Raw genomic sequence first — 13,988 nt, 5'->3', positions numbered from 1 at the left:
ACATCATCTCCAGTCGGGGCGGCCTTCGGGTCGCCCCTTTTTTATCAGCGGCAATAGAGATAACCGCCTTTTCGCTCCAGCACGTCGAGATGCAGGTGATCCTGATGGGTGGCGTCGCTGCCGGGCGAAAGAACCGTGCGGAAGAACAGGCAGGCGGCGGCGGTAATCGTGCGCTGGAAAGCACCCTCAGGCGTTCCGTCCTCGCCGCGCGGTTTCATCACCAGCGGCTCGCCCTTATCGAAGGCGATCGTGGAAATATCGACGGCGTTGCCCTTGGCATGTTCGGAAATCTTGCCGTTTTCCGCGCTGTTGCGGTTGCGGCAGATATAGGTCGAGGCATTGGCGATGGCCGTCACCTTTTTCTCCGGCAAAGCGAGAGCCGCCGCCGGCAACATCATCTCCTTGGTCCAGCGGGAAAGCGCAAGCGCGGTTTCGCAGCGCATGGTGCCCGAGGGTTCCAGCTTGATGCCGGGCAGAACCACGGAAAGCTCGACAGGCGCTTCGATACCGCACCCCTGCTCCGCATCGCGGATCGGCTCAAGCTGCCTGAACTCCGCGCCGATATCCTTCAACGCGCCAAGGCACGCCTGAAGCGCGGCCGGATCTTCCGGTTTCACCGGCTCGGGCGGCTTCTCCTCCGGTTTTGCGGCGTCACCATCCGGTTTCCGTGGTTCGCCCTCCTCTTTGCCCTCACCCACCTTGCCTTCGACGCCTGTCTTGCTGTCATCGGATCCCTTGTCTGCCGGCATCTTGCCGTCATCCGGTTTCCGCTCTTCCGGGACCTGCGGTTTCGGGGCCGGTTTCGGCGCTTCCACCGGGCTTTGCGGCGGCTCGTCCGATGGCTTTTCCGAGGGAGTGGCGGGTTGCCCCTCACCCGGTTTCGGTTGCGGCACCGGCACCTGCGCGGGTGGTTCCGAGGCGGAAATCAAGGCGAGCGGGATTAGCAGAAGACACAGGCGATGAAACATTTTTCGGGGCACTCCTGACCATTTCGGCAGGGAAGCAACGCGGCGGTGGCCCGTAAGGTTCATTCATCTGCCGAAATCCGCTTGCCAAGGCGGATTGCGCAGGCTAACAATTTTCCCATGAACATCGTGTCTATGAACATTGCTAACTGGTGGTGGAGCAGCTTTACGCGGCCTTGACCAGTCATGTCTTCAGACAAAGTCCAAGCCGCCCGAATTTTCAGGCGGCTTTTTTGTTATTTTGCCGCCTGTCATCGGGCTTGAACAACAGAAAGCATGCGCGCAAAAGTGCTTGGCGGTTTTGCGATAACGACATGCGACAAAATGAGTACGAGAGAAATGGTAACGATCATTCAGGATGACGGAGCGGAAACCTACGAGACGAAAGGCGGCATCAAGGTCAGCCGAAAGCGTCGCGCCGCCGACTATGCCAGCGCCATCGACAATTACATCGAAAAGCTCGATTCCCACCGCGGCGCGGTCTTCTCGTCCAACTATGAATATCCGGGTCGTTACACCCGCTGGGATACGGCCATCATCGATCCGCCGCTCGGCATTTCCTGTTTCGGCCGCAAAATGTGGATCGAGGCCTATAATGGCCGTGGCGAAGTGCTGCTCGATTTCATCACCGAAAAGCTGAAGGCGACGCCCGATCTCACGCTTGGCGCTTCCACCACACGCCGTCTCGATCTCACCGTCAACGAGCCGGACCGCGTCTTCACCGAGGAAGAGCGCTCGAAGATACCGACCGTCTTCACCGCACTGCGCGCCATCGTCGACCTCTTCTATTCGGATGCGGATTCGGCCATCGGCCTGTTCGGCGCCTTCGGTTACGATCTTGCTTTCCAGTTCGACGCCATCAAGCTGTCGCTGGCGCGGCCGGAAGACCAGCGCGACATGGTGCTGTTCCTGCCGGATGAAATCCTCGTCGTTGACCACTATTCCGCCAAGGCCTGGATCGACCGCTACGATTTCGAAAAGGCCGGCGTGACGACGGACGGCAAGTCCTCCGAAATCACACCTGAGCCCTTCAAGACCACTGATACGATCCCGCCCAAGGGCGATCACCGTCCAGGCGAATATTCCGAACTGGTGGTGAAGGCCAAGGAAAGCTTCCGCCGCGGCGATCTTTTCGAGGTCGTTCCCGGACAGAAGTTCATGGAGCGCTGCGAAAGCAATCCGTCGGCGATTTCGCGCCGCCTGAAGGCGATCAACCCCTCGCCCTATTCCTTCTTCATCAATCTCGGCCATCAGGAATATCTGGTCGGCGCTTCGCCGGAAATGTTCGTGCGCGTCTCCGGCCGCCGCATCGAGACCTGCCCGATTTCCGGCACCATCAAGCGTGGCGACGATCCGATTGCCGATAGCGAGCAGATCCTGAAACTGCTCAACTCGAAGAAGGATGAGTCCGAACTCACCATGTGCTCGGATGTGGACCGCAACGACAAGAGCCGTGTCTGCGAGCCGGGTTCGGTGAAGGTCATCGGCCGCCGCCAGATCGAGATGTATTCGCGCCTTATCCACACGGTTGACCACATCGAAGGCCGCCTGCGTGACGACATGGACGCCTTTGACGGTTTCCTCAGCCACGCCTGGGCCGTCACCGTCACCGGTGCGCCGAAACTCTGGGCCATGCGCTTCATCGAAGGCCATGAAAAGAGCCCGCGCGCCTGGTATGGCGGCGCAATCGGCATGGTCGGCTTCAACGGCGACATGAATACGGGGCTCACGCTGCGCACCATCCGCATCAAGGACGGCATCGCCGAGGTGCGCGCCGGCGCGACGCTGCTCAACGATTCCAATCCGCAGGAAGAAGAAGCCGAAACCGAACTGAAGGCGTCGGCCATGATATCGGCCATTCGCGATGCAAAAGGCGCAAACTCCGCCGCCACCAAGCGCGACGCCGCCAAGGTGGGCACCGGTGTTAAGATCCTGCTCGTCGACCACGAAGACAGCTTCGTGCACACGCTGGCGAATTATTTCCGCCAGACCGGCGCAACCGTCTCCACCGTCAGAACGCCGGTTGCGGCAGAAGTGTTCGATCGCTTCCAGCCCGATCTCGTCGTGCTCTCTCCCGGACCGGGCAGCCCGACGGATTTCGACTGCAAGGCGACGATCAAGGCCGCCCGCGCCCGTGACCTGCCGATCTTCGGCGTCTGCCTCGGCCTTCAGGCTCTGGCGGAAGCCTATGGTGGCGAGCTGCGCCAGCTGGCCGTGCCGATGCATGGCAAACCCTCTCGCATCCGCGTGCTTGAACCGGGCCTCGTTTTCTCCGGCCTCGGCAAGGAAGTAACCGTCGGTCGTTACCACTCGATCTTCGCCGACCCCTCCACCCTTCTGCGTGATTTCATCATCACCGCGGAAAGCGAGGACGGCACGATCATGGGTATCGAACATGCCAAGGAGCCGGTGGCTGCGGTTCAGTTCCACCCGGAATCGATCATGACGCTCGGCCAGGACGCCGGCATGCGGATGATCGAAAACGTGGTGGTGCATCTCACCCGCAAGGCGAAGACGAAAGCCGCGTAATGGCTGCTGCCGACGCCATCAGCATCGAACCCATCCGGGCAGAGCACGTTGAAAGCTTTCACCGTGCTCTCGATGCGGTGTCGCGCGAGCGGAAGTATCTGAGCTTCCTGGAGGCGCCGCCGCTCGAAGCGGTGCGCGCCTTCGTTCTCGACATGATCGAAAACGACCATCCACAATTCGTGGCGATTGCCGATGGCGAAGTGATCGGCTGGTGCGATATTCGCCGCCAGGATAGAGCAACCCGCGCCCATTGCGGCACACTCGGCATGGGTATCCTACCAGCCTACCGTGACAAGGGACTTGGCGCGCAGCTGATGCGGCGGGCGCTCGATGCCGCCCGTCAACGCGGGCTTCATCGTATCGAGCTGAGCGTGCATGCGGACAACGCCAGAGCCATTGCGCTGTACGAAAAAATCGGCTTTGTGCATGAAGGCCGGGGCCGTGACGCCGTTCTGATCGACGGGCGTTACATCGACAGCCTCAACATGGCAATCATCTTCGGCAGCTAACCCCTCGGCAGCGAGGCGGAAATGCACAGCGCGAATTTCTTCAGCAGCTGCATGTCGAAATGCCCTTCCCGCCGCAGCATCCAGGTTAACGCGTCATTCGCCGTCCACGGCTTCTTGTAGGGCCTGACCGAGGTGATGGCGTCATAAACGTCGCAAATCGCCGCGATACGCGCATAGAGGCTGATCTGGCTGCCCGCACGGCCGCTCGGATAACCGCCGCCATCCATCCGCTCATGATGATTGAAGCAGACATCGAGCACCATCTCCGGCATCTGCGCGTTGCGCGACAATATATCTCGGCCGAATGCGGGGTGGAGATTGATGATTTCCCGCTCGCTTGCGCTCAACCCTTCCGCCTTGTTGAGGATCGATGAGGGGATTTCCACCTTGCCGATATCATGTAGCAACCCGCTGATACCGAGCAGATTGACAGTTGCCCTGTCGAGCCCGAGATAATTTCCGAAAAGGATCATCAGCCCGCTGACGGAGACGGAGTGCACAAACGTTGTTTCGTCTTTGGATTTCAACCGGGTGACCCCGATGAAGATCGCCGGGTTCGACTGCACCGCTTCGGCAATCTTGCCCGTTGCCGCCGCCATGCTTGTCAACGAGACACCGCCACCGGTTTCCGCAACCGCAAAGGTTTCCGCAACCGCATCGGCCGCCGAGCGCACGGCATGGCTTACCGCAGTGGTAGTCTCCGAAGAACTGTCCGTTTTCATTGACGCTGGTCCGCCAACGCCCGACCTTGCCTCGACATCGTTTCCCCTGGCGGTATTGATGACGATGCTTTCCGCACCGCTTGCTTTCAGCTGGCGCACCCCATCCTCATGCCGCAGGAGAAAACGATGTCGCTGCGTAACCTGCCGATTCGACAGGGTTCCCTCGACCGCCTCGATAAACATGCCAACAGTTAATTGCCGGGTGGAAATTCGCTTCAACATCAGACGCTTTTATTTTCCTTCCCGGGAATGTTAACGTGGCCCGCTATTGATAATAGGCCGACATAAACCAGCCTCCAGATGGGCAAATATAAGCCCGTTAAAATATTCAAATATGCAACACTGAACATAAGATAGCACGAATATGAAAATTATTTACTCAGGATATATTTAAAACACGAAGAATCAATACGAATACATCAAGAAACAACCTAAGAATGTAAATACTGAAAATTCTCGCATATGACGCAAACCAGAAGCCGAAGAAGAGCCGCATGAATTCGAAACTTGAAACGCGCATTGATCAGGGTACGGGCCGCGAACCGGCAGATATGGTTCTCAAAGGCGGGCGATTCTTCGACCTAGTGACCGGGGAACTTGTTGCTTCGGACATTGCTATTTGCGGCGATACTGTCGTTGGCACATGTGGAGACTACAAGGGTCGGCGGGAAATCGATATTTCCGGCAAAATCGTCGTTCCCGGCTTCATCGATACGCATCTCCATATCGAATCGTCGCTCGTTACACCGCATGAATTCGACCGCTGCGTTTTACCCTATGGCGTTACCACCGCCATTTGCGACCCGCATGAGATTGCCAATGTTCTGGGCGTTGAGGGGCTTCAGTTCTTCCTCGACAGCGCCATGGAAACCATCATGGACATCCGGGTGCAGCTCTCCTCCTGTGTGCCCGCCACCCACCTTGAAACCGCTGGCGCCGATCTGCCCATCGAAAAACTGCTACCGTTCCGAAATCATCCGAAGGTCATCGGGCTTGCCGAATTCATGAATTTTCCGGGCGTCATCCACAAGGATCCGGTATGCATGGCGAAGCTGGAGGCTTTTCAGGGCCAGCATATTGATGGGCATGCGCCGCTTCTCTCCGGCACGGCGCTGAACGGCTATCTCGCCGCCGGCATCCGCACTGAACATGAATGCACGAGCGCGGCTGAGGCGTTGGAGAAAATCCGCAAGGGCATGCATATTCTGGTGCGCGAAGGCTCGGTCTCGAAGGACCTGCACGCCCTGATGCCGATCATCACCGAGCGCCTCTCGCCCTATCTGGCGCTGTGCACGGATGACCGCAACCCGCTCGACATCGCCGAACAGGGCCATCTCGACTATATGATCCGCACCGCGATCGCCAGCGGCGTGGAACCGCTCGCCATCTACCGCGCCGCCTCGATTTCCGCCGCGAAAGCCTTTGGCCTGCGCGACCGCGGCCTTGTCGCACCGGGGTGGCGCGCCGATCTCGTGGTCATCGACAGCCTGCAGAACTGCAAGGCCAGCATGGTGCTTTCCGGCGGCCGGATCGTCGATGACGCTCTTTTTGCCACGCGCAAACCGGTCGCACCCGTCGGCCTCGACAGCGTCAAGGCAAGACCCGTGCTCGCCTCGCATTTTGGCGTGCCGGTCACCGAGGGCGAAAGCCCTGTCATGGGTGTGCTTCCCGGCAAGATCATTACCGAGCACCGCCGCTACAGGCTACCGACGGATGGCAACCAGACCACCGTCGATCTTGAAAACGACATCATCAAGGTCGCCGTCATCGAACGTCACGGCAAGAACGGCAATCACGCCAATGGTTTCGTTCAGGGTTTCGGCCTGAAGAAAGGCGCCATCGCCTCCACCGTCGGCCATGACAGCCACAATATCTGCGTCGTCGGCGTGAGCGAAGACGACATGGCGCTGGCCGCCAACCGGCTCGGCGAAATCAAGGGTGGCTTCGTGGTGGTGGAAGACGGCCGGGTGACGGGCGAGATCGCTTTGCCCGTCGCCGGGCTGATGAGCCTCGAACCCTACGAGACGGTACGCGACACGCTGCACACCCTGCGCAAGGCCGCCTACGCGCTCGGCACAACGCTGGAAGAACCTTTCCTGCAGGTCGCCTTCCTGCCCCTGCCCGTCATCCCGCATCTCAAGATTTCCGACATGGGCATGGTGGATGTGGACCGGTTTGCGCTGATCTGATTGGCGGAAAATGCCTCGGCGAAAGTCGGTAAACGGGCATAAGACGCGACGCGCCCCTTATTCCTGTGCTTGTCACAGGAATGAGGGAAGCGGGATGCGTAATCAGCAGAGATCGCTGCATCTGCTGCTGCACCTATACCCTCAATCCAAAGGCAGAGACTTGCGAAAATAAACCACCCGCTGCGTTTCCTCAAATCCCAGCGCCGCATGCATGCGGTGGGAATCGACATTGGAAATGTCGGCATCGGAAGCAAGTTCGCTCACACCCTTGCTGGTCGCCCAACGGGTTACTTCGGCAATCAAAGCAGCCGCAACGCCCTGTTTGCGAAAGGACTCCTCCACATAAACGCCTTCGAGAAACGCCACGGGTGAGGTGTCGCATCCGTTGACATAATCATGCCGCAGGCTGGCTTCGGCAAAACCGATGGCCATGCCCGCCGAATCATAGGCAATAAATCCAACTTCATTGTCGGAGACATCCTGCAATTCCGCCCGGTGTTCGGCGGGTGAAGCATTCGGCCACAAGCGGTGCCGCAGAAGCGACCACTCATCGAGCGATGCGTCACCAGCCGTCTCGATGACAAATTGCCCGCTCATGCAACGACCCCGCAAAACACATCCAGCCCATCGAGCGTCACGATCCCTGCATCGAATAACGGTGCGAAACCCGGCATCGGCAGTATATCGGTGACCCGCATGGCCTTCGGTATCGGAAACTCCACCGGTTCGCGGGTCAGGTTGAAAACGAACAGCAGTTTTTCATCGCCCTTCTGGCGCGTGAAGGCCAGCACATCGAGATTGGTCTTGATAAAATGCATATCACCATCGCGCAGCGCGCCGTGACCTTTGCGGAAGGACAAAACCGCGCGGTAATGGTTCAGAACCGAGTCCGGCTTGCGCTCCTGCGCATCCACGGCCTGCATGGCATGCACATAGGGCACGGGCAGCCAGGGTTTTTCAGCGTTCGAGAACCCGGCATTCGGCTTGCCTGTCTCCCACACCATCGGCGTGCGGCATCCGTCCCGCCCCTTGAAGGCGGGCCAGAAGCGGATGCCGTAGGGATCGCGCAGATCCTCGAAAGCAAGTTCCGCCTCGGTCAGACCCAGCTCCTCGCCCTGATAAAGACATATGGAACCCCGCAGGCTGGCGAGAACACAGATGGCAAGCTTCGCCACGCGCACCTGCTCCTCCGCACTTTCGGAAAAACGGCTGAGGTGGCGCACCACATCATGGTTGGAAAAGGCCCAGCACACCCAGCCATCCGTCACCACCTTGCCGAAGGTCTCGACCGAGGCGCGCAGATGCTTTGCGCTGAAATCCGGCCCCAGCAGGTCGAAAGTGTAGCACATGTTGAGCTTGTCATTGCCGGACGTATAGGCCGCCACCGTCTTCAGCGACCGCGCCCCGTCTCCCACCTCGCCCACCGTGGCGCGGCCCTCATAGTCGTCGAGCAGCGCGCGAAAACGCTTCAGGAAGGCCACGTTTTCCGGCCGCGTCTTGTCGTAGAGATGGTCCTGCATGCCATAGGGATTGACGTCGGAAGCATCGAGACCGAAACTTTCCTCATCGAAAAGCGGCGGGTTGTCGCGCAAAAGCCTGTCATGGAAATAATGGTTGACGGTATCGAGCCGGAAACCGTCAACCCCGCGATCCAGCCAGAAACGCACGGTTTCGAGAAGCGCATCCTGCACATCCGGATTGTGGAAATTGAGATCCGGCTGCGAGGCGAGGAAGCTGTGCATGTAATATTGCTTGCGCACGCCGTCCCATTCCCAGGCCGGCCCGCCGAAGACGGAAAGCCAGTTGGTGGGTGCCGTGCCATCCGGCTTGGGATTGGCCCAGACATACCAGTCGGACTTGCTGTTGGTGCGGCTCGCGCGGCTGTCAACGAACCAGGGATGCTTGTCGGAAGTGTGCGAAATCACCTGATCGATAATGACCTTCAGCCCCAGCCGGTGCGCCTCGGCCATCAGCGCGTCGAAATCGGCTAGCGTGCCGAACATCGGATCGACATTGCAATAATCGGAAACGTCATAACCCATATCGGCCATGGGCGAGGTGAAGAAGGGCGAGAGCCAGATGCCGTCAACGCCGAGAGAGGCGATATAGGGCAGACGTTTTGTTACCCCGGCAAGATCGCCATAGCCGTCGCCGGTCGTATCCTGAAAGGAGCGCGGATAGACCTGATAGATCACCGCTCCCTTCCACCAGTCCGATTGCGCTTGAGGTTTGTGGACCGGGGCATGGGGCAGCGTCATCGGCGATCTCCTGAGGGCGTCTCACCGGAGAATATAAAGCTGTCGCCGCCGCGTAAACCGGAACTTCGCACATGCACAAACGGCCACAACCGCCCTTGTCAGCGGCGCGCACTCGTCGTAAGCCGCATGGCTGGAAAAAACGGGAGGATGACGGCGTGGGCGGACGGTTTCTGTCGATTGGCGAATGCATGGTGGAACTCTCGCAGGCCGGCAACGGGCTGCTGCGCAAGGGTTTTGCCGGCGATACGTTCAATACCGCCTGGTATGCCCGGGCCTGCCTGCCGGGCGACTGGTCGGTCGATTATTTCACCGCGCTTGGCGACGATCCTCTCTCTGAAGACATGCTCACCTTCATCGCGGATGCCGGCATCGGCACGGAAAAAATCCGCCGCATCAAGGGCGGCACACCCGGTCTTTACCTCATCAACCTGAAGGATGGCGAGCGCACCTTCAGCTACTGGCGCAATGCCGCCGCCGCAAGGCAGCTGGCCACTGACGCGGACCACCTGCGCAAAACGGTTGAGAGTGCCGATGTGGTCTATTTCTCCGGTATCACGCTCGCCGTTCTCGCCTCCGCCCGTGATGTCGATACGTTCCTCGCCGAACTGCGCCGCGCCAAGGCGGCGGGCAAGCTGGTGGTCTTCGACCCCAACATCCGCCCGCGCCTGTGGGCGGACAGGGATACGATGCTCGAAACCATCTCCAACGGTGCGCGCGCCGCAACGCTCGTCATGCCGAGCTTCGATGATGAGGCGAGCCATTTCGGCGACGCCTCCGTGGAAGCGACCATCGACCGATACCGTTCGCTTGGCGTTGAAAACATCGTCGTGAAGGACGGCGCCAAGGGTGCGACCCTCGATTTCGGCGGCAGCCGCACTCACGCTCCGGCAGTGAAGGCCGTGGACGTGGTGGATACGACAAGCGCCGGCGACAGCTTCAACGGCGCTTTCCTCGCCCGTTATGTGACCGGAAGCTCTCCGGAAGAGGCCGCCAACTTTGCCGCAAGGGCGGCGGCAACCGTCATCGGTCACCACGGCGCGCTGATCAGCCCCGAGCTGCTGCCGCTGGTGGGATAGGCCCGCACACTGGGCGAACATGGATTTCCGCATGCAGCCCCAGCCTCCCTCATTCCTGTGCTTGTCACAGGAATCCAGCCGACGCGCGTCTGTGCGGCGAGAACAACCGTAAAATTTTGAACGCAAACCACGATACCCCGGCGTCACAGACCCTGACATGATCCTGTAACACGCGCACCCCATATACGGGCAGAAGCCGGACAATGGGGATTCGCCCGCGCGCAGATGAGCAGGATCAGTGTTTCATGACGAGAATCACGATTGTCACAGATGCCTGGCACCCGCAGGTCAACGGCGTGGTTCGCTCCATCGAAAACACCAATACCGAACTCGCGCGGCTCGGCGTCGATGTGCACATGGTCACGCCGCAGAGTTTTTACAGCATCCCCTGCCCCACCTATCCGGAAATCCGCCTGTCGGTCGCCGGTTATCGCCGCGTGGCGGCGGAGATTGAAAAAAGCCAGCCCTCCTTTGTGCATATCGCCACGGAAGGACCGCTGGGTTTCATGGCGCGGCGGTGGTGCGTAAAGAACCGCATGCGGTTTTCCACCAGCTACCACACCCGCTTTCCCGAATATGTGGCGGCACGTTTCCCCGTCCCGGAAAGCTGGCTCTACGCCTTCGTGCGCTGGTTCCACAATGGCGGCAACACCTGCATGGTGGCCACGCCGAGCCTTGAGACCGAACTGGAAGCCCGCGGCGTGCGCAATCTGAAACGCTGGAGCCGCGGCATCGATGCCGAACTTTTCCATCCCCGCCCGAAAACCAAGTTGCCTTTCGATCTGCCAAGACCGATCTTCATGACCGTGGGACGTGTGGCGGTGGAGAAGAACCTGCCGGAATTTCTCGACCTCGACCTGCCGGGTTCGAAGGTCGTCATCGGCGACGGCCCCGCCCGTCATGAATTGCAGGAGAAATATCCAGACGTTTTGTTCACCGGCGTCAAGACCGGCGAGGAGCTGGCCGACGCCTATGCGCAGGCAGATGTCTTCGTTTTCCCCTCCAAGACCGATACGTTCGGCAACACCATTCTGGAAGCGCTCGCAAGCGGCGTGCCCGTGGCCGCCTTCCCCGTCACCGGGCCGATCGACATTCTCGGCGGCAACCCGGCCGCCGGCGCACTGGACAATAATCTTCGCGATGCCTGTCTCGCGGCGCTTCATTGTTCGCCGCAGGAGGCGCTGGCGCTTTCCAAAAGCTACAGCTGGGAAAAGGCCTCCAAACAATTCCTCGACAACGTCATCCACGCCGCCGGAAAATCTCTGCCGCTTCTGTCCCGTTCGCAGCTTGCCTGAAGGCAGGGCATCCCCGGTTTTTTTGCGCAGGGCCAGTGGACGAAACATGACGGGAATGTCACAAGGCGATCAGGACGCGACTGCCGTTATCTTTAGAACGGGGTCGGGCTGCTGATTGACGTCAGGTGGCTGCCGCGAGATTACGCTGGCCGTCCTGTTTCCCGAAACGCCAACTATTTACCACGCACCAGCGAGTGGTTGCCCGGAAAGCGGCACAGTCCGTGGTTTGCCGTCCTTATCCGTCACCGAAAGCGATGCGGACATCTGCTTGGGGGATTTGCGGAACCAGCTGGCGGCAACGCTCGCCATATCGCCGATCATTGCCTGTTTGTGCCAGTCGGCAAAACGTCTGGCCGTGGCCTCCGGCTCGGAACGATAGAAGAAATCGCCGGATTGGCCGAGATCATTGATGGATGCCGCCATGGCAGACAGCGGCCGCTGGAACATCTTTGCCGGCACCGCAAGCGCATCGGGACCCTCGGAAAAGGCAGGCGCCATGAAATCGATCGCCCAGCCGTCAGCCTCGACCCAGCAATGGAAATTCTCACCCGCACCAGTCACATAACCATCTTCGCGATGATCTGCGAACAGGAGAACCGTTCCGCCGAGATTATAGGCGGCAAGCCCGCCCTTCGGCACCGCTTTAACCTTGTAATGCTGCTTGAGGATGAATGCGCCGAAAGTGCGAAAATACATCGAAGCCGAAGCGGGATCGGCATTTTGGCTGATGAGCAGGCTGTTGATGACGCGGTAAATCCGGTGATAGTCGGTCTGCTTGATCAGCATGGTCTTTTACTCTTCAAAACAAGGCGTTGGATGAGCGTCCGCCGCTTGTTTCTTCTCCCCGAGGGGGGAGAAGAAAGTTGCCGCGACGCCCAGCGTCAGATCATCGCCTCTTCTTCGCCTTGCTCTCGAACGGATTATCCGAACCCCGATAATGCACCCGGATCGGCACACCCGGCATGTCGAAATCCTTGCGCAGACCATTCACCAGATAACGCGTATAACTTTCCGGAATAGATTCCGGTCGGGTGCAGGAAATCATGAAGGCCGGCGGGCGGGCCTTTACCTGCGTCATATATTTCAGTTTCAGGCGGCGGCCGGAGACGGCCGGCGGCGGATGCTGCGTGGTCTGCGCATCCAGCCAGCGGTTGAGACGGGCCGTGGAAATGCGGCGGTTCCAGATTTTGTCGGTATCGATGATGTTCTGCATCAGCCGGTCGAGGCCATAACCCGTCTGGCCGGAAATCGGCACGGCGCGAATGCCGCGCGCCTGCGGCAGAAGCCGCTCGGTCTTTTCGCGCAGATCGGCCAGATAGGCCTGCGGGTCTTCGACCAGATCCCACTTGTTGAAGGCGAGCACAGCGGCGCGGCCTTCGCGGATGACGAGGTCAACCAGCTGCAAATCCTGCTTTTCGAAGGGAATGGTGCTGTCGAACACGATCACCACGGTTTCCGCAAAACGGATCGAGCGCAGCGAATCCGCCACCGAGAGCTTTTCCAGCTTCTCCGTCACCTTGGCCTTGCGGCGCATGCCGGCCGTGTCGAACATCTTGATGGTACGGCCGCGCCAGTCCCATTCGACCGAGATGCTGTCGCGGGTGATGCCGGCTTCCGGGCCGGTCAACAGGCGGTCTTCACCGAGGAAACGGTTGATCAGCGTCGACTTACCCGCATTCGGCCGGCCAATGATGGCGACGCGCAGCGGCTTGGTCTCATCGTAAACCGGCTCTTCGTCTTCTTCGTCCTCGCTGCCCGGTTCGCTGCGCGGCAGAACGATATCCGTCTCCGCCTCATCCACCTCAGGCGGGAAAGCGGCGTATTCGCCGATTGCCTCGACAATGGCGTCACGCAGGTCGATCATGCCCTGACCGTGTTCGGCCGAAATCGGGCAAGGGTCGCCGAGACCGAGCGTGAAGGCATCGTAGAAACCGGCATCGGAACCGCGCGCCTCGGACTTGTTGGCCACCAGCACCACCGGCTTGCCGCGACGGCGCAACATTTCCGCCAACGTTTCGTCGGCCGGCGTCAGGCCCGCCTTGGCGTCCACAACGAACAGCGTCACATCGGCATCGTCAATCGCCGCTTCGGTCTGCGCCCACATGCGGCCCTGAAGCGTTTCCGGCCCGGATTGCTCCAGACCGGCGGTATCGATGATGGTGAAACGCAGGTCGACCAGCTTCGCCTCGCCGGGGCGACGGTCACGGGTCACGCCCGGCGTATCGTCCACCAGCGCCAGCTTCTTTCCAACCAGACGGTTGAAAAGCGTGGACTTGCCGACATTGGGGCGCCCGACTATGGCGACGGTGAAGCTCATTGATCCTGGTTCCTTGAAGCAAGTCTGCCCAAAACACTACCTGTTTTGGGCAAAGGACATGCGTAAAATAATGAGTTGGATCGCTTTGGCAATGCGAAGATATGCCGAGGCGATCTGGCTCGGAAAAT

The 13,988-nt window shown here is 59.8% G+C and carries 11 protein-coding genes; 5 read left to right on the top strand and 6 right to left on the bottom strand.

Going from position 1 to position 13,988, the window contains the following annotated elements:
* Window positions 1-44: 44 nt before the first annotated feature.
* Window positions 45-968 (bottom strand): extensin family protein, encoded by a 924-nt coding sequence (locus AGR1_RS01850; protein ID WP_149146027.1) that lies wholly within the window; start codon window positions 966-968, stop codon window positions 45-47.
* A gap of 336 nt (window positions 969-1,304) precedes the next feature.
* Between AGR1_RS01850 and AGR1_RS01845 the strand changes: the two genes are divergently transcribed.
* Both AGR1_RS01845 and AGR1_RS01840 read left to right on the top strand, forming a co-directional pair.
* Complete coding sequence (locus AGR1_RS01845; RefSeq protein ID WP_149147259.1) at window positions 1,305-3,494, top strand: anthranilate synthase; 2,190 nt, start codon at window positions 1,305-1,307, stop codon at window positions 3,492-3,494.
* Window positions 3,494-4,003, top strand: a complete 510-nt coding sequence (locus AGR1_RS01840) for a GNAT family N-acetyltransferase (protein ID WP_080790034.1) — start codon at window positions 3,494-3,496, stop codon at window positions 4,001-4,003. The genes AGR1_RS01845 and AGR1_RS01840 overlap by 1 nt, the downstream gene beginning before the upstream one ends.
* On the opposite strand, the gene AGR1_RS01835 is transcribed toward AGR1_RS01840, so the two are convergent.
* On the bottom strand, window positions 4,000-4,947 hold the full coding sequence (locus tag AGR1_RS01835) for an HD-GYP domain-containing protein (RefSeq protein ID WP_080790032.1): 948 nt from the start codon (window positions 4,945-4,947) through the stop codon (window positions 4,000-4,002). The genes AGR1_RS01840 and AGR1_RS01835 overlap by 4 nt on opposite strands.
* A gap of 272 nt (window positions 4,948-5,219) precedes the next feature.
* Here AGR1_RS01835 and ade point away from each other — a divergent pair, with 272 nt between their 5' ends.
* A complete protein-coding gene (gene ade, locus AGR1_RS01830) occupies window positions 5,220-6,914 on the top strand; it encodes an adenine deaminase (protein WP_080790031.1) in 1,695 nt (564 codons plus the stop codon).
* 141 nt (window positions 6,915-7,055) lie between these two features.
* Here ade and aac(6') read toward each other — a convergent pair whose 3' ends face one another.
* Window positions 7,056-7,511 carry an aminoglycoside 6'-N-acetyltransferase gene (gene aac(6') / locus AGR1_RS01825; RefSeq protein WP_149146026.1) on the bottom strand — a complete coding sequence of 152 codons (456 nt, stop codon included), beginning with the start codon at window positions 7,509-7,511 and terminating at the stop codon, window positions 7,056-7,058.
* Window positions 7,508-9,172: an alpha-glucosidase family protein gene (locus tag AGR1_RS01820; RefSeq protein ID WP_149146025.1), complete on the bottom strand. Its 1,665-nt coding sequence runs from the start codon at window positions 9,170-9,172 to the stop codon at window positions 7,508-7,510. Before AGR1_RS01820 ends, aac(6') begins: the two co-directional genes overlap by 4 nt.
* A gap of 155 nt (window positions 9,173-9,327) precedes the next feature.
* Between AGR1_RS01820 and AGR1_RS01815 the strand changes: the two genes are divergently transcribed.
* Both AGR1_RS01815 and AGR1_RS01810 read left to right on the top strand, forming a co-directional pair.
* On the top strand, window positions 9,328-10,248 hold the full coding sequence (locus tag AGR1_RS01815; RefSeq protein WP_187772021.1) for a sugar kinase: 921 nt from the start codon (window positions 9,328-9,330) through the stop codon (window positions 10,246-10,248).
* A 245-nt stretch (window positions 10,249-10,493) separates the two neighbouring features.
* Window positions 10,494-11,543: a bifunctional monoglucosyl/glucuronosyl diacylglycerol synthase gene (locus tag AGR1_RS01810; RefSeq protein ID WP_149146024.1), complete on the top strand. Its 1,050-nt coding sequence runs from the start codon at window positions 10,494-10,496 to the stop codon at window positions 11,541-11,543.
* Window positions 11,544-11,720: 177 nt separating this feature from the next.
* Here AGR1_RS01810 and AGR1_RS01805 read toward each other — a convergent pair whose 3' ends face one another.
* Together AGR1_RS01805 and der are read right to left on the bottom strand one after the other, a co-directional pair.
* Window positions 11,721-12,329 carry a DUF2026 family protein gene (locus AGR1_RS01805; protein WP_149146023.1) on the bottom strand — a complete coding sequence of 203 codons (609 nt, stop codon included), beginning with the start codon at window positions 12,327-12,329 and terminating at the stop codon, window positions 11,721-11,723.
* 100 nt (window positions 12,330-12,429) lie between these two features.
* Window positions 12,430-13,860: a ribosome biogenesis GTPase Der gene (gene der, locus AGR1_RS01800; protein ID WP_149146022.1), complete on the bottom strand. Its 1,431-nt coding sequence runs from the start codon at window positions 13,858-13,860 to the stop codon at window positions 12,430-12,432.
* Window positions 13,861-13,988: the final 128 nt, after the last annotated feature.

Origin of the sequence: Agrobacterium sp. B1(2019) (genome assembly GCF_008274755.1) — a bacterium.
Taxonomy (GTDB): Bacteria; Pseudomonadota; Alphaproteobacteria; order Rhizobiales; family Rhizobiaceae; genus Agrobacterium; species Agrobacterium salinitolerans.
Note: the sequence above shows the minus strand (reverse complement) of the source record. Positions and strands in the feature narration are given on the sequence as shown.